This is a genomic window from Serratia ureilytica (assembly GCF_017309605.1).
Classification (GTDB): domain Bacteria; phylum Pseudomonadota; class Gammaproteobacteria; order Enterobacterales; family Enterobacteriaceae; genus Serratia; species Serratia ureilytica.
The window spans coordinates 1,317,568-1,336,283 of sequence record NZ_CP071320.1 but is presented as its reverse complement, the minus strand read 5'-3'; the positions used below and the strand labels follow the sequence as shown (position 1 = coordinate 1,336,283).

General features: G+C 61.5%; 19 protein-coding genes. 6 read left to right on the top strand and 13 right to left on the bottom strand.

Annotated features, from left to right (window positions below; translation table 11 throughout):
- Positions 1 to 69: 69 nt before the first annotated feature.
- The 3 genes from J0X03_RS06160 to J0X03_RS06150 form a co-directional block, all read right to left on the bottom strand.
- A complete protein-coding gene (locus tag J0X03_RS06160) occupies positions 70 to 969 on the bottom strand; it encodes a Dyp-type peroxidase (RefSeq protein WP_033643968.1) in 900 nt (299 codons plus the stop codon).
- 182 nt (positions 970 to 1,151) lie between these two features.
- Entirely contained in the window at positions 1,152 to 1,739 is a 588-nt protein-coding gene (locus J0X03_RS06155; protein ID WP_004936494.1) for an RpoE-regulated lipoprotein, read from the bottom strand.
- A gap of 157 nt (positions 1,740 to 1,896) precedes the next feature.
- Positions 1,897 to 2,361: a DUF2919 domain-containing protein gene (locus J0X03_RS06150; RefSeq protein ID WP_033643969.1), complete on the bottom strand. Its 465-nt coding sequence runs from the start codon at positions 2,359 to 2,361 to the stop codon at positions 1,897 to 1,899.
- A gap of 175 nt (positions 2,362 to 2,536) precedes the next feature.
- Between J0X03_RS06150 and J0X03_RS06145 the strand changes: the two genes are divergently transcribed.
- Positions 2,537 to 2,935: a YgiW/YdeI family stress tolerance OB fold protein gene (locus tag J0X03_RS06145; RefSeq protein ID WP_160204473.1), complete on the top strand. Its 399-nt coding sequence runs from the start codon at positions 2,537 to 2,539 to the stop codon at positions 2,933 to 2,935.
- A gap of 42 nt (positions 2,936 to 2,977) precedes the next feature.
- Here the strand turns inward: J0X03_RS06145 and J0X03_RS06140 are convergent, their stop codons facing one another.
- Positions 2,978 to 3,403 (bottom strand): GNAT family acetyltransferase, encoded by a 426-nt coding sequence (locus J0X03_RS06140; RefSeq protein WP_160204474.1) that lies wholly within the window; start codon positions 3,401 to 3,403, stop codon positions 2,978 to 2,980.
- Between the two features lie 204 nt (positions 3,404 to 3,607).
- Between J0X03_RS06140 and amiA the strand changes: the two genes are divergently transcribed.
- From amiA to J0X03_RS06125, 3 genes are all read left to right on the top strand, one after another.
- Positions 3,608 to 4,489, top strand: a complete 882-nt coding sequence (amiA, locus tag J0X03_RS06135) for an N-acetylmuramoyl-L-alanine amidase AmiA (protein WP_033652564.1) — start codon at positions 3,608 to 3,610, stop codon at positions 4,487 to 4,489.
- 65 nt (positions 4,490 to 4,554) lie between these two features.
- Positions 4,555 to 5,475, top strand: a complete 921-nt coding sequence (hemF, locus tag J0X03_RS06130) for an oxygen-dependent coproporphyrinogen oxidase (protein ID WP_122004427.1) — start codon at positions 4,555 to 4,557, stop codon at positions 5,473 to 5,475.
- A complete protein-coding gene (locus J0X03_RS06125) occupies positions 5,475 to 5,930 on the top strand; it encodes a YaiI/YqxD family protein (protein WP_004936514.1) in 456 nt (151 codons plus the stop codon). The genes hemF and J0X03_RS06125 overlap by 1 nt, the downstream gene beginning before the upstream one ends.
- Before the next feature lie 22 nt (positions 5,931 to 5,952).
- Here J0X03_RS06125 and J0X03_RS06120 read toward each other — a convergent pair whose 3' ends face one another.
- The 4 genes from J0X03_RS06120 to J0X03_RS06105 form a co-directional block, all read right to left on the bottom strand.
- Positions 5,953 to 8,193 (bottom strand): TonB-dependent receptor domain-containing protein, encoded by a 2,241-nt coding sequence (locus tag J0X03_RS06120; RefSeq protein ID WP_160204475.1) that lies wholly within the window; start codon positions 8,191 to 8,193, stop codon positions 5,953 to 5,955.
- 121 nt (positions 8,194 to 8,314) lie between these two features.
- Complete coding sequence (locus J0X03_RS06115) at positions 8,315 to 10,441, bottom strand: S9 family peptidase (protein WP_080273401.1); 2,127 nt, start codon at positions 10,439 to 10,441, stop codon at positions 8,315 to 8,317.
- 54 nt (positions 10,442 to 10,495) lie between these two features.
- The gene (locus J0X03_RS06110) at positions 10,496 to 11,293 is read right to left on the bottom strand and encodes a TonB family protein (protein ID WP_160204476.1); all 798 of its coding nucleotides are present in this window, start codon (positions 11,291 to 11,293) and stop codon (positions 10,496 to 10,498) included.
- Between the two features lie 102 nt (positions 11,294 to 11,395).
- The gene (locus tag J0X03_RS06105) at positions 11,396 to 12,235 is read right to left on the bottom strand and encodes a ChaN family lipoprotein (RefSeq protein ID WP_060660390.1); all 840 of its coding nucleotides are present in this window, start codon (positions 12,233 to 12,235) and stop codon (positions 11,396 to 11,398) included.
- A gap of 177 nt (positions 12,236 to 12,412) precedes the next feature.
- On the opposite strand from J0X03_RS06105, the gene mmuP reads away from it, so the two are divergent.
- Complete coding sequence (mmuP, locus tag J0X03_RS06100) at positions 12,413 to 13,822, top strand: S-methylmethionine permease (protein ID WP_033643976.1); 1,410 nt, start codon at positions 12,413 to 12,415, stop codon at positions 13,820 to 13,822.
- The gene (mmuM, locus tag J0X03_RS06095; RefSeq protein ID WP_116287032.1) at positions 13,812 to 14,750 is read left to right on the top strand and encodes a homocysteine S-methyltransferase; all 939 of its coding nucleotides are present in this window, start codon (positions 13,812 to 13,814) and stop codon (positions 14,748 to 14,750) included. Before mmuP ends, mmuM begins: the two co-directional genes overlap by 11 nt.
- 49 nt (positions 14,751 to 14,799) lie before the next feature.
- Here the strand turns inward: mmuM and maeB are convergent, their stop codons facing one another.
- The 5 genes from maeB to J0X03_RS06070 all read right to left on the bottom strand — a co-directional run bounded on the left by maeB (position 14,800) and on the right by J0X03_RS06070 (position 18,543).
- Positions 14,800 to 17,079, bottom strand: a complete 2,280-nt coding sequence (gene maeB / locus J0X03_RS06090) for an NADP-dependent oxaloacetate-decarboxylating malate dehydrogenase (protein WP_016926766.1) — start codon at positions 17,077 to 17,079, stop codon at positions 14,800 to 14,802.
- A 215-nt stretch (positions 17,080 to 17,294) separates the two neighbouring features.
- A complete protein-coding gene (gene lysC, locus J0X03_RS06085; protein WP_004936544.1) occupies positions 17,295 to 17,468 on the bottom strand; it encodes an Rz1-like lysis system protein LysC in 174 nt (57 codons plus the stop codon).
- On the bottom strand, positions 17,449 to 17,829 hold the full coding sequence (locus J0X03_RS06080) for a DUF2570 family protein (protein WP_046687600.1): 381 nt from the start codon (positions 17,827 to 17,829) through the stop codon (positions 17,449 to 17,451). Before J0X03_RS06080 ends, lysC begins: the two co-directional genes overlap by 20 nt.
- A complete protein-coding gene (gene chiX, locus J0X03_RS06075) occupies positions 17,826 to 18,206 on the bottom strand; it encodes an L-Ala D-Glu endopeptidase ChiX (protein WP_459076040.1) in 381 nt (126 codons plus the stop codon). The genes J0X03_RS06080 and chiX overlap by 4 nt, the downstream gene beginning before the upstream one ends.
- Before the next feature lie 10 nt (positions 18,207 to 18,216).
- Positions 18,217 to 18,543, bottom strand: a complete 327-nt coding sequence (locus J0X03_RS06070; protein WP_033643982.1) for a phage holin, lambda family — start codon at positions 18,541 to 18,543, stop codon at positions 18,217 to 18,219.
- Positions 18,544 to 18,716 lie beyond the last annotated feature (173 nt).

Here is an 18,716-nt window from a genome sequence, read left to right as displayed (position 1 = left end):
CAGGAAATGCGAGGCGTTTTGGGGCGGGAAAACAGACCGAAGCCGGACGCGCCGGCTTCGGCAACGGCGTCAAAGTGACAGCAGGCGCGTCAGCGATGGCGCAAAGTAGTAGCTGCCGGTGACCGCACGGCTGAAACGCAGCATCGCGTCGCGTTTGCCGTCCAGATCGCCGAACATGCTCAACAGTTGCTGCTCGATATTGTGCAGGCGCGCGCAATAGGCGATGAAGAACAGGCCGTGCTTGCCGCTGGCGGTGCCGTAAGGCAGGCTCTGGCGCAGAATTTTCAGGCCTTTGCCGTTCTCTTTCAGATCGACGCGGCTGACGTGGGAGGTATCCGGGCGCCGATCCGCCGGCAGCTCTTCGCTGTCGTGCTTGGTGCGGCCGATGATCTGCTCCTGTTGCTCGGTGGTAAAGCGCTGCCACTGGCGCAGGTTGTGCTCGTAGCGTTGCACCAGCACGTAGCTGCCGCCGGCGTCCTCTTCACCTTCGGCGATCGTCGCCACTGCCGGGCGTTGGTCGCCCTGCGGGTTTTCGGTGCCGTCGATGAAGCCGCTCAGATCGCGCTCTTCCACCCAGCGGAAACCGTGGGTTTCTTCCTCAATCTTGATGACGTTGCCGAACGCCGCCAGCGCGGCCTGCGCCAGCGTGAAGTTGACGTCGTGGCGCAGCGACTGGATGTGGATCAGCATATCGCGCTGGGTGGCCGGCGCCAGCCCTTTGCCGAGCGGCGTGAACGGCTTCAGCTCTTTCGCGCCCTGGCCGCTGGAGAGATCGTGCCAGACGTCGTAGCCGAAAGCGATCACCGCGCCGAGGCGCGCATCGGGGAACTGCTGCTGCAGCTCGCTCAGCGTCTGACAAAACTGTTTGCAGCCCTGGCGCAAATCGGCGAATTCGCCCTGTACGCTGGCTTCCATAAAAATGGCGAAACGGCAGTGCTCCAGCAGAATGCCGCTCTGAACCTGTGTCATGTTGTTATCCTCAATACCAGAATCCGGCAACAGGTAAGGTATGGCGGTTGACGCGCGGGGTCCCTGTTACAAACGCGCGCTATCATACCGCAAGCACAGGCGATTGCCTTGCAGCAGCGCAAAGAAAATAGGGGTAATGATTTGGACAAGCAGGCGCCGGGAACCGGCGCCCGTTGAACGCGTTACTGCTGCGGCTTGGCGTGCCAGATGATTTTGCTGACCGTCCAGCTTTTCAGGGTGTCGTCCGGCGGGATGATATCCTGCGCTCCGGCCCACTTGCCGCTGAAGATGTAGGTGACGTATTTGCTCTGCTCCGCCACGCACTCCACTTTACCGGCGTCTTCGCCGCTGCCCGGCTTACAGGAGCCAAACGCCTTGCTGTACATGTCGCCGAACGGCGTGCCGAGCTTGTTGCCCCACTCCGTCGCCACTTTCGGATCCAGCACGTCCACCCGCTGCAGGCGCCCTTTCGGTTCGCCGGTGATCACCAGCTTCACTTCGTCGCCGGACAGCGCCTGATAATAAGAGACGATCTGGCCGTTGTTGGTCGCCATGCCGCCGCGCAGGCGGTAGTTGCCGTCCAGCCCGTCGTTGATGGCACTTTCCGACATCGGCGTGCCGGCGTTGAGCTTGCCGACGCCCTTGGCGCCGACTTCCAGGCTGCTGCCGAACCAGTTGAATGGCGACAGGCTGGACCAGGAGAAATTAGACATGCTCGAACAGCCGGTCAGTAACAGCGGAAGCCCTAACAACAGGGGGCGAATATTCATCTCTAGCTCCTTAGACATCAATGGCACGGGGCGGGTCACCCGCTCCTGCCGCATTCGGCGTTTTGCTGCGTGCCAGCCTCTCACAACGGCCCGCACTACGCCAACGGTTGCCAGCTTGGAGTGCGGAAAATGCGAAAAGTGCCGCACTTCTCGGCAATTAGTCGGCGCGCTCCGCCAGCGCGAAACAGGCTTTCAGACGCGCGTTCAGCAGCAGATAGCTCAGCGCCAGCGCGTCGAGCAGCGCCAACGTCAGCTCCAGCCCCGGCGCATCGCCGTCCTGGCGCCACAGGCTGAACAGCGAGCCGCCGAACGACGCCAGCAGCGAGACAGCCAGCCCCCAGCGCCAACCGCGCCACAGCCGCGGCCATTGGTGGCGACGGCCGCTCAGCAAAAACGCCAGCGCCGCCGGCAGACCGAGCAGCATGCCGTACCAAAAGCGTTGGGTATCCGGATAAAACAACGCCAACAAGCTTTCGCCCTGCTCGCGCGAAGCGCCGGCCATCACGAACAACAGCCAGGTGCGCGCCTGCAAAATCAGCACGGCCCAAAATCCCAGCGGCAGCCGCAGCGCGCCGTGCTGATCGTAATCGTCCGGGGAAAACCGGGGTGAGAATGGCTTCAACGCTCGTTCCTTGCCAACAGAATAAAGACTATGGCTACAGATGGGCGCCGGCGATGGGAATTTCAATGCGTCGGCTTAAGAAGCTCTTAAGATCGGTGTGTTTTAATCCTTATCACTAAGCAAGCAACCCGATATCAGCGGGATGTGATTTTCGATAACGATAAGGAAGCGCAACATGAAAAAACTGACTCTGGCCGCTCTGATCGCGCTGTGCAGCGCACCGGTACTGGCGCAACAAGGCGGGTTCCTCGATCCGGCCGCGCCGCAGGCTCAAATGCAAACCACCGCACAGGGCGGTTTCTCCGGCCCCAGCGCGGCGCTGACCACCGTGGACAAGGTGAAATCGCTGAGCGACGACGCCTGGGTGATGCTGCAGGGCAACATCGAGCAGCGCATCGGCGACGAAACCTACACCTTCCGCGATGCCACCGGCACCCTGACGGTCGATATCGATCGCAAACGCTGGAACGGCCAGACCGTTACGCCGAAAGACAAGGTGCAGTTGGAAGGCAAAGTGGATAAAGACTGGAACAGCCTCGAAGTGGACGTGAAAACCGTCAAAAAGCTGCCGTAATGCGCTGCGGCGGGCGGTGCAACGCCGCCGCCCGCCGCTCGATCAATATTCCTGATCTTCGATCAGCCGCTTGCCCAGGCTGGTGATGCCCTGAATCTCGTAGCCGAGCTTCTCGTACATCTCGACCACCGTGGCGTTGTCTTCGCGCACCATAATCTGGATCTTCGGGCAGCCGCGGGCGATCAACTTCTTCTCCAGACGGTTGATCAACGCATTGGCAATGCCGCGCCCGCGATAGTCGGGATGCACCCCGAGGTAATACGCCGAGCCGCGGTGGCCGTCATAGCCGCCCATCACCGAACCGACCACTTCGCCGCCGACTTCCGCCACCAGGAACAGCTCAGGATCGTGGTTCAGCTTGCGCTCGATGTCCATTTCCGGATCGTTCCAGGGCCGCAGCAGATCGCAGCGCTCCCACAGGGTAATGACCTCTTCAAAGTCGTCTTGTCGAAATACGCGAATTTCCATCGATGTTGGCCGCTGTTAATTAAGGTGTTTATCTGATTATCGCGTGATTATTCACTTACGCAATATCAAACTGCGATTTACCGCGCTATTTGCCCCGAAATCGCCGGTAACAGGCGTAATAAATGGAAATAGTTATCGGGTCGATTAATGATTATCAATACGATATAACGTCGCGAAATAGAATCGTCGATGGAGCGTTGCGTAATGAAAAAGCAGGGTAAACAATTCCTCAATTTTAAGCCGCTTGCCGTTTCCCCGACGCGACGCCAACTGTTGCTTTCCGGCCTGGCAGTAGCGCTGTTCGGCGTGAAAAACCCAAGCGCCAAGGCGGAAGGCATGCTGCGCAATCAGCACAGCAAACCGGCGGCGAAACCGGCCGGCGGCAAAAAGCGGGTGATGATCGATCCCGGCCACGGCGGCATCGACTCCGGCGCGGTCGGCCACGAAGGTTCGCAGGAAAAACACATTGTACTGGAAATCGCCAACCACGTGCGCCGTTTCCTGCATGAGCACGATCACATTGAGGCGCGCCTGACGCGCGAAGAAGACGAATTCATTCCGCTGTTCCAGCGGGTGGAGATCGCCCACCAGCACCAGGCCGATCTGTTCATTTCCATTCACGCCGACGGTTTTACCAGCCCGTCGGCCTCCGGCGCTTCGGTATTCGCCCTCTCCAACCGCGGCGCCAGCAGCGCCATGGCGCGCTACCTGTCCAACCGTGAAAACGCCGCCGACGACGTAGCGGGTGGCAAATACAAGGATCAGGACAACTACCTGCAGCAGGTGCTGTTCGATCTGGTGCAAACCGACACCATCAACAACAGCCTGACGCTCGGCCGCCACGTGCTCGGCCAAATTCGTCCGGTACACCATCTGCACAGCGACAGCACCGAACAGGCGGCGTTCGCGGTGTTGAAATCCCCGTCCATTCCCTCGGTGCTGGTAGAAACCTCGTTCATCACCAACCCGAACGAAGAACGGCTGCTGGGCACCACCGCGTTTCGCGAGAAAATCGCCCGCGCCATCGCGGACGGCATCGTCAACTTCTTCGACTACTTCGACGCACACCAACGCAAACCCCGCTGATGCCGCGGGCGGCGAATAAGAGTATACTCAGCGCCTTGTTCAGCCAGACGCTATAAAGACCCCGCATGAGTTTACCTAACATCGCTGAAGTAAAATCCTTCCTGCTGGCGCTGCAGGATCATATCTGCGCGCAGCTCGCCCAGGCCGATGGCGGCGCCGTGTTCACCGAAGACCAATGGACGCGTGAAGAAGGCGGCGGTGGCCGCAGCCGCGTGCTGACCAACGGCGCGGTGTTCGAACAGGCGGGGGTCAACTTCTCGCACGTCTCCGGCGCCACCCTGCCGGCCTCGGCGACCGCGCACCGTCCGGAACTGGCCGGGCGCAGCTTCCAGGCGATGGGCGTCTCCCTGGTTATCCATCCGCTCAGCCCCTACGTGCCCACCAGCCACGCCAACGTACGCTTTTTCATCGCTGAAAAGCCGGGCGAAGCGCCGGTGTGGTGGTTCGGCGGCGGTTTTGACCTGACGCCGTTCTACGGTTTCGCAGAGGATGCCGTGCACTGGCACCGCACCGCGGCCGAGCTGTGCGCGCCGTTCGGCGACGAGGTCTACCCCAAATATAAACAGTGGTGCGACGATTACTTTTTCATCAAGCATCGCAACGAAGCGCGCGGCATCGGCGGCCTGTTCTACGACGATCTGAACACCCCGGATTTCGACCATTGTTTCGCCTTCACCCGCGCGGTGGGCCAGGGCTTCCTCGACGCCTACCTGCCGATTGTCGAAAAACGCAAGGCTTTGACCTGGGGCGAGCGCGAGCGCCAGTTCCAGCTGTATCGCCGCGGCCGCTATGTGGAGTTCAACCTGGTGTGGGATCGCGGCACGCTGTTCGGGCTACAAACCGGCGGGCGCACCGAGTCCATCCTGATGTCGATGCCGCCGTTGGTGCGTTGGGAATATAACTACCAGCCGGAAGGCGACAGCCCGGAAGCGGCGCTGGCGCGCGATTTCCTGCCGGTGCGCGACTGGCTGCGGGAGACGAAATGATGCAGATTTGGGTCGATGCGGACGCCTGTCCGAACGTGATCAAGGAAGTGCTGTTCCGCGCCGCCGATCGCACCGCCATCACCGTGACGCTGGTGGCGAACCAACCGCTGCGCACGCCGCCGTCGAAATACATCCGTTCGCTGCAGGTGGCGGCCGGCTTCGACGTGGCCGATAACGAGATCGTGCGCCGCTGCGAAGCGGGCGATCTGGTGATCACCGCCGACATTCCGCTGGCGGCGGAGGTGATTGAGAAAGGCGCGGTGGCGCTGAACCCGCGCGGCGAACGCTATACGCCGGACACCATTCGCGAACGCCTCAACATGCGCGATTTTATGGATACCCTGCGCGCCAGCGGCATTCAGACCGGCGGCCCGAACGCCCTGAACCAGCGCGACCGCCAGCAGTTCGCCAACGAGCTGGACAAATGGCTGCTGCAGGCGAAACGGGCGCAGTGACTGCGCCCTGCTCTGCTGCGGTTTAGAAGCGCACCTCCCCGCCGAAGATATAAGTCCGCCCACGGGCGGTGTTGGTCGGCGTCTCATACTGCGACTGCGACGGCAGCGAGTTCATCTTGTTCAGCGCGTCCGAATAGTCTCTGTCCATCAGGTTTTGCACGCTGAGCTTCAGCAGCAGATTGCGATTCACCTGATAGGTGCCGTACAGATCGATAATGGTCGGAATATGCGGCGCCGGCTCCTTCAGCAACTGCTCATTCTCATCGTAATCAGAGTCCGGCGACAGACGCACCGACTTGCCGGTGTATTTCACCACCCCGCCCAGCGTCAACGTCTCGTCAAGCAGGCGCACCCCGCTGTCCAGCGTGAAGTAGAACTCCGGCAGCTCGCTGATATCGCCCGCGCCGAATACGTTACTGGCCTGGTTGGTCGGCTGGGAGGTATGCTCCTTGCTTAACGACAGCTTGGTGAAGGCGAAACCGGCGTCGTACAGCGCTTCAAGCTCCACCCCGCGCATTTTGACCGGTTCGGGGGCATTGCTATACATGGTCATGCTGACGTTGACGTCCGCGTCATCCCACTCTTCCTGCGTCGCCTGCGAACGGTTGCACTTCTGGCGATTTTTACACACCAGGTAGGTTTGGCTGGATATGTAGTTTTTGATCTTGGTTTCGAAATAGACCGCTTTCAGTTGGAAGCTGTCCTGCTTGAACAACAGATCGTGGGCATTGGCGTTGAACCCGCCCTGCCAGGTCTCCGCTTTTTCACCCTTCAGGAACGGGTTCATCGACTGGCCGCCGCTGTTGGCGAAGAACACTTCCTGGATATTCGGCCCGCGCATCGACTTGCTGTAGCTGACGAACGGCTGCAGCCACGGCGTCACCTGCGCCGACAGCATGACCGACGGGTTGAAGCCGTGTTCATTGCGGCTGATAGTGCCGGCGCCCTGCGGGAAGCACTCTACGCGCTCATCACAGGCCGGCTTGTAGCCGGAGAGGCGATAGGCGGTGTAGTTCAGGTCGAAATTTCCCTGCCAGATGCCGTAGTTGGCCTGCAACCCACTGTACAGGCTGGAGATATCTTGTTTGCCGGCAATGCCCACCGGCATGCTTTCCGCCTGATCCTGATCCGTCACCAGCCCGGATGCCTTTTTCTTATACTCGTTGCGCACCAGCTTGCCGCCGTAGCTGAAGGCGAAATCAATATCCCGCAGGCTGAAACGGCTGGTGTTGTTGATATCCAGCGCATCGGAAATGTTTTTCGCCGTGCTGTCGCTGAACCCCGCCATGTTGTTGGACATGAACTGCTGCTTGCCGCGGCTGGTGCTGGCGGTCAGGTTGAAATCGATCAGCTCCGAGAACGGCGCATAGTGGTATTTAAGGTAGAAATCGTCGCTGTCGATGTGGCGGCGGGTGATTTTATTCTGGTAGCTGCGCGCCGACAGTTCGATGCTGTTGAAGGCATCCGGCTTGATGTCCACTTTGAACAGCTGGGATTTCGGGTTCTGGCGGTAGGTTTTATCGACGTTGAACATCTCGCTGTCGAAACCGGCGCCGTTTTTGTAGTTAGAGGTGATGGAGCTGCCGCTGATCGCCGCCATCGCCCCCAGGCTGCCGCCGTCGGCAAAGGCGGCAGTTTTGGCACCCACGGCGATCATGCCGCTGCGGCCGATGCCGTTATTGCCCACCGAGAACTTGGTGCGTACGCCGAACGGGTTATCGGAAAACACCACGTCATCCACGCCGATGGTGCGGAAATTGGCGCTGCCCGCCAAGGCATTCACCCCGTCGGAACCGGTGGCGTTGCCGCGCGCCACATCGACGCCGACGATAAAGTTAGGATCGATCAGCGCCCCGAACTGGCTGGTGGGCATGCCGCCGTGCGCTGCATCGCTCGGGGAGTTGCCGTAGTAGTTTTGCGTGATGCCGTCGACCATGGTGTTGACCCGGCCGAAGCCGCTCAGGCCGCGAATATTGACGCTGACCGATCCCTGGCCGGGGTCGATCTGGGTATAGGTGCCCGGCATGCTGCGCAGAATGCTGTCCACCGACTCCAGATTTTGGTTCTCGTCGCGCGAGCTGAACGCGCCCGGCCTCGCCAACGCGTCTTTTTCGCTGCTTTTGCCGCCGTCGGCGGCCGAGACGTTGAGCGGGCTGAACGCCACGCTGCCTTTATTATTTTCCGCCTGTTCCTGCGCGGCCACAGCCTGCCCGTGCAGCACCAGTCCCGCGCCGATCAGGCTCGCTATCATTTTAATTTTCATATATCCCCAGAAATAGCCAATAAGGTTTGATGGCCGACAATGCCCAGCAAAAAGCCCGCCGAAAGCGCGGTAAAAGATTGTTATTGTTTTATTGCGCCGCAGCGTGCTGCGGCGCTGAAGGTTATTTCTGCGCCTGCCGATCCGCCGCCAAAATAAAGGCGTACTCCAGCGCGCCGTTTTCCAGCCGCGCCAGGCGGCCCGATTTGCCACCGTGGCCGGCGGTCATGTCGGTGGAGAGCAGCAGCAGCGAATCGCCCTGCTTGAAACGCCGCAGCTTCGCCACCCATTTGGCCGGCTCCCAATACTGCACCTGCGAATCGTATAAACCGCTGGTGACCAACAGGTTCGGGTAACGCTGTTTGCGCACATTGTCATACGGGCTGTAGGACTTCATCAGCGCATAGGCGGCCGGCTGGTGCGGGTTGCCCCACTCCTCGTATTCGCCGGTAGTGAGCGGAATGCTGTCGTCCAGCATGGTGGTCACCACGTCGACGAACGGCACCTGCGCCACCACCGCGTTGAATAGCTGCGGCGCCTGATTGATCACCGCCCCCATCAGCAAGCCGCCGGCGCTGCCGCCCATGGCGTAGATGCGCCCCGGTTGGCCGTAGCCGTCTTTGATCAGCGCCTGGGTGGCGTCGATGAAGTCGTTGAAGCTGTTCGGTTTGTGCGTCAGCTTGCCCTGTTTGTACCAGCTCTGCCCCAGCTCGCCGCCGCCGCGCACGTGGATCAGCGCATAGACGAAGCCGCGATCCAGCAGGCTGATGCGGTTGGCGCTGAACGCCGGATCCATGCTCATGCCGTAAGCGCCATAGCCATATACCAGCAGCGGGTTATGCCCGTTTTTGAACAGCGATGTGCGGTACACCAGCGAGACCGGCACCTTCACGCCGTCGCGCGCCGTGACCCAGATGCGCTCGCTGTGATACAAGCTGGGATCGACGCCTTTCACCTCCTGCTGTTTCAGCAGGGTGCGCTCGCCCTTGTTCAGGTCCCACTCATAGGTGCGGGTCGGCGTGGTCATCGCCGAATAGCCGTAGCGCAAGCGATCGCTGTCCGGCTCGGGGTTATAGCCCAGCCAGGCCATGTAGCTGGCATCATCGAACGGGATGGCGCGCTCGGTTTTGCCGTCCCAGCTGATTTGCCGCAGCTGCACCAGCCCGTTGGCGCGCTCCTGCACCACCAGCCAATCGCGGAACAGGCTGAAGCTTTCCACCTCGTGCTGCGCCTGCGGTGCGATCAGCGTCTGCCACGGTTTGCCCGCCGCCGCCGTGTGGTACAGGCCAAAGTTCGGATCCTGATGGTTGGAGCGCAGGTAGAACTCGCCCCGGTAGTGATCGAGGTAATACTCGCGGCCGTTTTGCCGGGCGGCGAACAGCTGCGGCTCGCGCTGCGGCTGGTTGGCGTCGATCAGGCGCACTTCGGAGGTGGTGTTGCCGCTGATGGTCAGAATCAGGTAATCGCGCGAGGACGAGCGGCCGAGGCTGAGGTAGAACGCCGGATCGTTTTCCTGGTACACCAGCTTATCTTCCGCGGTCGGCGTACCGTACCGATGGCGGTAGACCTGATATGGCAACAGCGTTTGCGGGTGGTTGCGCACGTAGAACAGGGTTTGGTTGTCGTTGGCCCACACCATGTTGCCGGAGGTGTTTTCCAGCGTTTCCGGCGACCAGCGTTCGCTGTCTATCTCGCGCAGGGAGATGCGGTATTGGCGGCGGCCCTGCAGATCCTCGGCCACTGCCAGGCGGCGGTTGTCCAGGCTGACGTCCATCGCCCCCAGACGATAATACGCATGGCCGGCCGCGCGCTGATTGGCGTCCAGCAAGGTTTGCCACGGCGCGTCGGCGGTGAGCGCCTGGCGCTGATACCGCGCGAAATCTTTACCGGCAGCGTAGCTTTCCTGATAGCGATAACCGTTGAGCTGATACGGCACCGAACGATCGTCAGGGTTCACGCGACCCAGCATCTCCTGATACAGCGTGGCGCGCAGCTTCTGGTACGGCGCCATCATCTGCTCGGTATAACGATTCTCCGCCTTCAGGTAGTCCAGCACCTTCGGCTCTTTTCGGCTATCGTCGCGCAGCCAGTAGTAATCGTCGGTGCGCGTCTCGCCGTGCGCCGTCAGCGCTTTCGGCGCGCGTTCCGCCAACGGCGGCTGCGGTTGCGCCAGCGCGACGCCGGCGACGCCTAAAGAAAGCCAGAGCGCGGCCGCGATGCGACGGCGCGGGGTGAATAACAGCGGATTCATAATCCCTCACGAAGTTTGAAGAGGTGCACGACGGCGATGCGGCGCCTGCGGGCATTAACGGCGGGCATTCAGCTCCGCCAGATTGAAATCGATCGGCATCGTCACCTTGACGGCTCCCTGCTGCAGCATCTCCGGCGGCGGCGGCGGCAACGGCTGGGCGCGCGACACCACCGCCACCGCTTCCCGATCCAGCGACGCGGTGCCGGAACGCACCTGCAGCATGACATTCGAGACCCGTCCCTGCGCGTCAACGCTGAAACTGACCTGCGGCATGCCGCTGCGCCGGCGGCTGCGGGCATCCAAAGGGTAATCCTTGATGCGATTCAGTTTGCCCTTCACCAGGCTCTCCCACGACAGTTTGGCCTGCGCGTTGCTGTTGGCGTCGCTGTTGATCGGTGCGGCGGTTTGGTGGGAGAGCGTCTGCGCCTGCGGCGCAGCAGCGCTGGACGCGGCGGCTTTGCGCGTCTCTTTGGCCTGCTCCTGCGGTTTCGGCTGCGCTTTTTGCGGGGGACGGTGTTCGGCGCGCTTCTTCTGCGCCGTCACGATTTTTGCCTTATCGGCACGCGCCAGCTTGGGCAGATCTGGCTGTTGCTGCTGCTCCGCCGGCTGCGCCGCGGCAGATTCAGCCTGCTGCACGCCCAGCGGCAGCGGCTTACTTTCCGGCGCTTCAATCTGCGCCGCCCAGCTCATCATCACCGCCGGCGGCGGCAGCGCCACCGGCTCGAGCGCCGTCTGCGGCCAATAAAACAGCAGCACCAACGCCACATGCGCCGCCAGGGCAAGCAGCAGGCCGCGCGCCCAGCGCGGCTGCGGCAGCTCAAAGGCCGGAAGGGAATAAGACTGACTTAACATAGGGACATTAGTTTGCTTAATTGCGAATGATTGCAGATCACATTTACTAATGATAATCATTTGCAAATATAATTAACACTCCTTTTCACCGTCTTAACGTATTCATTTCACTGATGGTGTGATCCACAGGTAGTCTGCGGTGTTCGCATCGACCTGTACGCCCGGCTCCGCCAGCATCAGCACCATCGGCGCCGCCGCCGGTTGCAGATCCCGCACGTGCAGCGGCACGCCCACCGATTTGGCGGCGTGATAGCCACCGGCGATCAACAACGCGGGCGTCGGCGCCGCCAGCAGGCGCTCAGCCATGCGCCGGTCGCGCTGCTGCTGGATCGCCAGCATCGCCTGCAGCTGGTCGGCCTCAATCTTGCCGCCGTGCGAAGTGCGGATGGTCTCTTCCAGCGCCTTGCGCACCGCCGGCTGCGCCGATAGCTGCCCCGCCGGGAACTGCGGCTGCTGATAGAACGCCGTAATCTCGCTGCGATCCAGGTTGGCCGACCACAGCGGGTAAGGCGCGCGCATCGCCGCCATCGTCACCCCGCCATACAGCGCCCATTTCCAGCCCGGCTGCCAGGCGATCAGCTCCGCCACGCGGCCATCACGCACCGTGGGATCGCTCTGCAGCCACTGCTTGACTTTGTCGACCTGCGCCTGCTGGTTCGGGTTGATCATCTCCATCAGCACGCTACCCTGCGGCCGCAATTGCGGCAGCTGCTGCACCAGCCATTGCTCAATCTGATGGTGGTAAGGATTGTCATGCTTTTCCCCGACGATCACCCGCGGCTGCTGCGCCAACCGCGTCAACAGCTGCTCGGGCGTCAGGGTCGCGCCGCTGTGCAGATCGGTGATATTCCCCAGGCTCGCGACGTCGCTGGCCGGCGTCTTCACCGGCGTTTGGCTGCAGGCGCCGAGCGCCAACGCCGCCAATAAAATCAGATATCTCATCATGTTGCCCCATTAGCGAAAATGGCGACATTATAGATAATAATTATCATTTGCATATAGATCTGGCCTGACGATTTTTTTACGCGGCGATCGCCGGTGACGCATTGCGTTGAAACGGCATTGCGGGTATAACCAATAGCCATTCAGATATTTAGACGTCTATACGGATAGATTATTATGCACTCATCGGCGCCCGCCGCAGGGCAGTTCAAACGCAGCATGAAGGCCCGGCATCTGGTGATGCTGTCGCTGGGCGGCGTGATCGGCACCGGGCTGTTTTTCAATACCGGCTACATCATCTCCACCACCGGGGCGCTCGGCACGCTGCTGGCCTACCTGATCGGCGCGCTGGTGGTGTATCTGGTGATGCTGTGCCTGGGCGAGCTGTCGGTGGCAATGCCGGAAACCGGCGCCTTTCACGTCTATGCTTCGCGCTATCTGGGGCCGGCCACCGGCTATGCCGTCGCCTGGCTGTATTGGCTCACCTGGACGGTGGCGCTGGGCTCCAGCCTGACCGCGGCCGGATTCTGCATGCAGTACTGGTTCCCGCAGTCGCCGGTGTGGCTGTGGTGCCTGATCTTCTGCGCGGCCATTTTCCTGCTCAACGTCGTGACCACCCGTTTTTTCGCCGAAAGCGAATTCTGGTTTTCGCTGATCAAAGTGGTGACCATTCTGGCGTTCATCATTCTGGGCGGCGCCGCCATGTTCGGCCTGCTGCCGATGAAAGACGGCACGCCGGCGCCGTTCCTGCACAACCTGACCGCCTCCGGCTGGCTGCCGCACGGCACGCTGCCGATCCTGATGACCATGGTGGCGGTGAACTTCGCTTTCTCCGGCACGGAGCTGATCGGCATCGCCGCCGGTGAAACCGAGAACCCGGAGAAAGTCGTGCCGCTGGCGATCCGCACCACGGTGATCCGCCTGATGCTGTTCTTTATCGGCACGGTGTTTGTGCTGGCGGCGTTGATCCCCATGGATCAGGCGGGGATCGTCAAAAGCCCGTTCGTGCTGGTGTTTGAACGCATCGGCGTGCCTTACGCCGCCGATATCTTCAACTTCGTGATCCTGACCGCCATCCTGTCGGCGGCCAACTCCGGCCTGTACGCCTCGGGGCGCATGCTGTGGTCGCTGGCCCACCAGCGCACCCTGCCGGCCTACTTTGCGCGCGTCAATGCGCGCGGCATTCCGATCAACGCCCTGACCTTCAGCATGCTCGGCGGCGTGCTGGCGCTGCTGACCAGCGTGATCGCGCCGGATACGGTGTTTGTCGCCCTGTCGGCGATCTCCGGCTTTGCGGTGGTGGCGGTGTGGCTGAGCATCTGCGCCGCCCACTATGCTTTTCGCCGCGCCTATCTGCGCAGCGGCCAGCCGATAAACGGCCTGAAATACCGCGCGCCCGGCTATCCATTGACGCCGATCCTCGGCTTTGCGCTGTGCCTGCTGGCCTGCATCGGGCTGGCGTTCGATCCGGAGCAGCGCATCGCGCTCTACTGCGGGCTGCCGTTCGTCGCCCTGTGCTATCTCACCTATTTCCTGACCCGGCGCGCCGGGCAAAAAAACGCTTTGGGAGAACAACATGTCGGTTAATAACCCCGTCGCCCGCCTGCTGGCCGAACACCCCACGCTGATCCTGGACGGTGCGCTGGCTACCGAACTGGAAGCGCGCGGCTGCGATCTGACCGATCCGCTGTGGTCGGCCAAGGTGCTGATTGAAAATCCCGAGCTTATCTATCAGGTACACCTCGATTATTTCAACGCCGGCGCCCAGTGCGCTATCACCGCCAGCTATCAGGCCACGCCGCAGGGCTTCTCGCGCCGCGGCCTGGACCAGGCTCAGTCGCTGGCGTTGATCGCCAAAAGCGTGCAGCTGGCGCAGCGCGCACGCCGCGATTATCTGGCCGCGCACCCGCAGGCGACGCCGCTGTTGATCGCCGGTTCGGTGGGCCCGTACGGCGCCTATCTGGCCGACGGCTCGGAATACCGCGGCGACTACCGGCTGGCGCAGGATGACTTCATTGCCTTCCACCGCCCGCGCATCGCCGCGCTGGCCGCCGCCGGCGTCGATCTGCTGGCCTGCGAAACGCTGCCGTCGTTTGCTGAACTGCAGGCGCTGCTGACGCTGCTGCAGGAATTCCCGACGCTCGGCGCCTGGTTCGCCTTCACCCTGCGCGACAGCCAACACCTCAGCGACGGCACGCCGCTGACGGAGGTCCTGTCCGCGCTGCGCGGCAATCCGCAGGTGTTGGCCATCGGCATCAACTGCATCGCGCTGGACAAGGTCGCCCCGGCGCTGCGTCAGCTGAGCGCGCTGGCCGACAAACCGCTGCTGGTCTACCCGAACTCCGGCGAGCACTACGATGCGGTGAGCAAAACCTGGCACGCCTGCGGCGGCGAACACGGCAGCCTGGCCGATCAGGCGACGGCGTGGCGCACGCTCGGCGCACAATTGATCGGCGGCTGTTGCCGCACTACGCCGCAGGATATTCGCGCCATCGCTGCACGCTGCAAGGCATAAAAAAGCCCCCGGCGCCAACGGCACAGGGGGCCAGTCATTCAACCCGGGCTTACAGCGGTTCGGTCTGGGCTTCCACCACCGCCAGCGCCACCATGTTGACGATGCGGCGCACCGAGGCGATCGGCGTCAGGATGTGCACCGGTTTGGCCACCCCCATCAGCACCGGCCCGACGGTCACCCCTTCCGAGCAGGAGACGCGCAGCAGGTTGTAGCTGATGCGCGCCGCTTCCATGTTCGGCATGATCAGCAGGTTGGCCGAGCCTTTCAGCGGGCTGTCCGGCATCAGATCGTGACGGATGCTTTCCACCAGCGCGGCGTCGCCGTGCATTTCGCCGTCGATCTCCAGCTCCGGCGCCAGTTCGTTCACCAGCTCCAGCGTTTTACGCATCTTGCGCGCCGCCGGGCAATCAGACGAGCCGAAGCTGGAGTGAGACAGCAGCGCCACCTTCGGTTCGATACCGAAACGGCGCACGGTTTCCGCCGCCATCAGGGTGATCTCCGCCAGCTGTTCCGGCGTCGGATCGTCGTTGACGTAGGTGTCGGCGATGAAGGTGTTGCCGCTCGGCAGCAGCAGCGCGTTCATCGCGCCCGCGACGTGCGCGCCTTCACGGAAGCCGAACACGTTCTTCACCACGTCGTAATGCTCGTGGTAGCTGCCGATGGTGCCGCAGATCATCGCATCCGCTTCACCGCGGTGCAGCATGATGGCGGCGATCAGCGTCGGGTTGCCAATCACCGCGCGACGCGCCTGTTCTTGCGAAACGCCGCGGCGTTTCATGATCTGGTAGTACTCGCCCCAGTATTCGTTGAAGCGCGGATCCGACTCGTTGTTCACCACTTCGAAATCTTTGCCCGGCGTCAGTTGCAGGCCCAGCTTTTTCAGGCGCATCTCGATCACGCTCGGACGGCCGACCAGGATCGGGAAAGCCAGCCCCTGCGACACCAGCTCTTGCGTGGCGTGCAGCACGCGCTCTTCCTCGCCTTCCGCCAGCACCACCCGCTTCACCTCTTTGCGCGCCTGGGAGAAGATCGGTTTCATGAACAGATTGGTTTTGTAGACGAACTCCGCCAGCTTCTCCACGTAGGCGTCGAAGTCTTCGATCGGACGCGTCGCCACGCCGGAGTCCATCGCCGCCTTGGCCACCGCCGGTGCGATCTTGACGATCAGACGCGGATCGAACGGTTTCGGAATGATGTATTCCGGCCCGAAGGAGAGATCCTGATCGTCATACGCGGAGGCCACCACGTCGCTCTGTTCCGCCAGCGCCAGATCGGCGATGGCATGCACGCAGGCCAGCTTCATCTCTTCGTTGATGGTGGTGGCGCCCACGTCCAGCGCGCCGCGGAAAATGAACGGGAAGCACAGGACGTTGTTCACCTGGTTCGGGTAGTCGGAACGGCCGGTGCAGATGATGGCGTCCGGGCGCACCGCTTTGGCCAGCGGCGGCAGAATTTCCGGTTCCGGGTTGGCCAGCGCCATGATCAGCGGATCGCGCGCCATGGTTTTCACCATATCCTGCGTCAGCACACCCGGGCCGGAGCAGCCGAGGAAGATGTCGGCGTTCGGGATGGCGTCGCCCAGCGTGCGCTGGCCGTTATCCTCGATGGCGTAGGCGGCTTTGGTCTGTTCCATATTGGCGTCGCGGCCTTTATAGATGACGCCCTTGGAATCGCAGACGGTGATGTTCTGTTGACGCAGCCCCAGCGCCACCAGCAAGTTCAGGCAGGCGATGGACGCCGCGCCGGCGCCGGACACCACCAGCCGCACATCGGAGATGTTCTTCTTCACCACGCGCAGGCCGTTGAGCACCGCGGCAGTGGTAATGATCGCCGTGCCGTGCTGGTCGTCGTGGAACACCGGGATCTTCATGCGCTCACGCAGTTTCTGTTCGATGTAGAAACACTCCGGCGCCTTGATGTCTTCCAGGTTGATGCCGCCGAAGGTCGGTTCCAGCGCGGCGATAATGTCGATTAATTTGTCAGGGTTATGCTCATCCACTTCGATATCAAATACATCGATACCGGAAAACTTCTTGAACAAAACGCCCTTGCCTTCCATCACCGGCTTACCGGCCAACGCGCCGATATTGCCCAGACCCAGTACCGCCGTGCCGTTGGAAATCACCGCCACCAGGTTGCCGCGCGCGGTGTATTTGTAGGCCGCCAGCGGATCTTCGGCGATCTCGAGGCAAGGCGCGGCGACGCCCGGCGAATAGGCCAGCGCCAGATCGCGCTGGGTCGCCAACGGTTTGGTTGGGGAAACCTGGATCTTCCCTGGGACAGGAAACTGATGGAAATCAAGGGCACTCTGTTTGAGCTGTTCGTCCATTATGGATTCCTTTGTTTTTTGCTTTTATGTTGAGGTAAGGCTTTGAGGCTGCGCCCTGCCGTGGGCCATGGCGCCCAGGTACAATGACAGGGCACAGCCTTGAAGTATAGTGAGAGAAACATCACAAACTTTGAAGCGCGCCATAACCTTGGTCGAAAGACCGTTTTAAAAGTAAAAAAAGAAGGCCTGCGGGACAAGTCAGACAAGCGCCGCCGTCAGCGCGGCGGCAGCGTGGCGCGCCAGGCGTTGAGCGTCTCCACCTGGCCGGCGCAAATGTGTAACGAGGTTTGTAACGCCAGGGCATAGCTTACCGCATCGCCCCAGGTCTCCCCCTGCAACTGCGGCTGCTCACAGGGAGCAAATACCGACTCAGGGGGCAACAGCGGCACGGCCTGCGGCGCCGGCGGCCGGGCGCAGGAGCTCAAGCACAGCGCCAGGCAGAGGCTGAGCGGCGCAGGGATCGTTTTTAATCGCTTCACGGTATTTCCTCTGATAAGCCTCGTGTTGTTGGCGCAGCTGCTGTTCCTGCCGCTGCTGCGCCGCCATCAGCGCACGATTTTGCGCATCCTGGGTCTGCAGGGTGGCGATCAGCCCCGCCTGCTGCGCCAGGCTTTTTTGCAATTCCGCCGCCTGTTGCCGCGCGGACACCAACTGATGCGACAGCAACGCGCTGTAGCCGCCGAGGCAGATGGCCGCCAGCAACAGCAGCAGCAACCCGCCCTGCATCAGTTTTTGCAGCCAGCCGCTCATGCCGGATAGTCCCGAAACGGCAGCTGGAAGTGCGGGCCGTCCTTGAGGGTCTTCCATTCGCCGCCCCATTCGACGTTGATGCCGCATTCACGCGCCGCGCGCCGCACCGCCACCGCAATTTGCGCGTAGTAATCCCACTCCCAGGAGACCACGCCCGCCGGCATCGCCACCACGTCCACCGCGTGTCCGGTCAGATGGCGGCTGCGCAGCGTTTGGCTGTTGCCGGCGCGCACCATTTCCCGCTGGCGCGCCATGCTGCGCAGCCCCTCGCTGACGGAAAACGGCACCAGGGAATAGCGCAGCGCCAGACGAATAACGCGCACCAGATCCGGATGCACGCCGCGCAGGTTCTCTTCGCTGCGGGCGGTAAAGCGAATCTCTTCGATGTCATTTAACATTTTTAAACCCCGTTTTTTTGCCGATGAATTTTTTAATTAAGGCGTTGATGTAATCCGCCCCCATAAAGCCAATCAATACGCTGGCCAAATTCGCCCAGTTTAATTCCAGGCCCATCAACGCCAGCGCATCGCGCACCGTCCAGGCCAATAACGCGCACATCGCCGCATTCAATAAACGTCGCCGAATACCCACGTTGCGATAGGCGCCGTGTAATAGCGCCATCACGCCGGCCAGAATGGCGTTCAATACCGGCTGAAGATACTCACATACTCGCTGGACTATTAAGCCAACAGCGTCAGGCTCTATGCTGGACATAGCTCATCTCCTTTTTTATTTTTAATTAAATGCCAATCACGGCCGGTGGGACATCGGATACTCAGAATCTAGTTAAGGATGCTATTACAAAGCAAATGAATAAATACAGGCCCTATAGTCGAATTCATTCATGCTGAATGCTGGCACAACACATAAACGCCAAGGCAGGCGGC

Excerpts from the sequence above, each read along its gene's own strand:
- J0X03_RS06160 (WP_033643968.1), bottom strand. The coding sequence starts at position 969 with ATGACACAGGTTCAGAGCGGCATTCTGCTGGAGCACTGCCGTTTCGCC.
- J0X03_RS06155 (WP_004936494.1), bottom strand. The coding sequence starts at position 1,739 with ATGAATATTCGCCCCCTGTTGTTAGGGCTTCCGCTGTTACTGACCGGC.
- J0X03_RS06145 (WP_160204473.1), top strand. The coding sequence starts at position 2,537 with ATGAAAAAACTGACTCTGGCCGCTCTGATCGCGCTGTGCAGCGCACCG.
- J0X03_RS06140 (WP_160204474.1), bottom strand. The coding sequence starts at position 3,403 with ATGGAAATTCGCGTATTTCGACAAGACGACTTTGAAGAGGTCATTACC.
- amiA (WP_033652564.1), top strand. The coding sequence starts at position 3,608 with ATGAAAAAGCAGGGTAAACAATTCCTCAATTTTAAGCCGCTTGCCGTT.
- hemF (WP_122004427.1), top strand. The coding sequence starts at position 4,555 with ATGAGTTTACCTAACATCGCTGAAGTAAAATCCTTCCTGCTGGCGCTG.
- J0X03_RS06125 (WP_004936514.1), top strand. The coding sequence starts at position 5,475 with ATGCAGATTTGGGTCGATGCGGACGCCTGTCCGAACGTGATCAAGGAA.
- J0X03_RS06120 (WP_160204475.1), bottom strand. The coding sequence starts at position 8,193 with ATGAAAATTAAAATGATAGCGAGCCTGATCGGCGCGGGACTGGTGCTG.
- J0X03_RS06115 (WP_080273401.1), bottom strand. The coding sequence starts at position 10,441 with ATGAATCCGCTGTTATTCACCCCGCGCCGTCGCATCGCGGCCGCGCTC.
- J0X03_RS06110 (WP_160204476.1), bottom strand. The coding sequence starts at position 11,293 with ATGTTAAGTCAGTCTTATTCCCTTCCGGCCTTTGAGCTGCCGCAGCCG.
- J0X03_RS06105 (WP_060660390.1), bottom strand. The coding sequence starts at position 12,235 with ATGAGATATCTGATTTTATTGGCGGCGTTGGCGCTCGGCGCCTGCAGC.
- mmuP (WP_033643976.1), top strand. The coding sequence starts at position 12,413 with ATGCACTCATCGGCGCCCGCCGCAGGGCAGTTCAAACGCAGCATGAAG.
- mmuM (WP_116287032.1), top strand. The coding sequence starts at position 13,812 with ATGTCGGTTAATAACCCCGTCGCCCGCCTGCTGGCCGAACACCCCACG.
- maeB (WP_016926766.1), bottom strand. The coding sequence starts at position 17,079 with ATGGACGAACAGCTCAAACAGAGTGCCCTTGATTTCCATCAGTTTCCT.
- J0X03_RS06080 (WP_046687600.1), bottom strand. The coding sequence starts at position 17,829 with ATGAGCGGCTGGCTGCAAAAACTGATGCAGGGCGGGTTGCTGCTGCTG.
- J0X03_RS06070 (WP_033643982.1), bottom strand. The coding sequence starts at position 18,543 with ATGTCCAGCATAGAGCCTGACGCTGTTGGCTTAATAGTCCAGCGAGTA.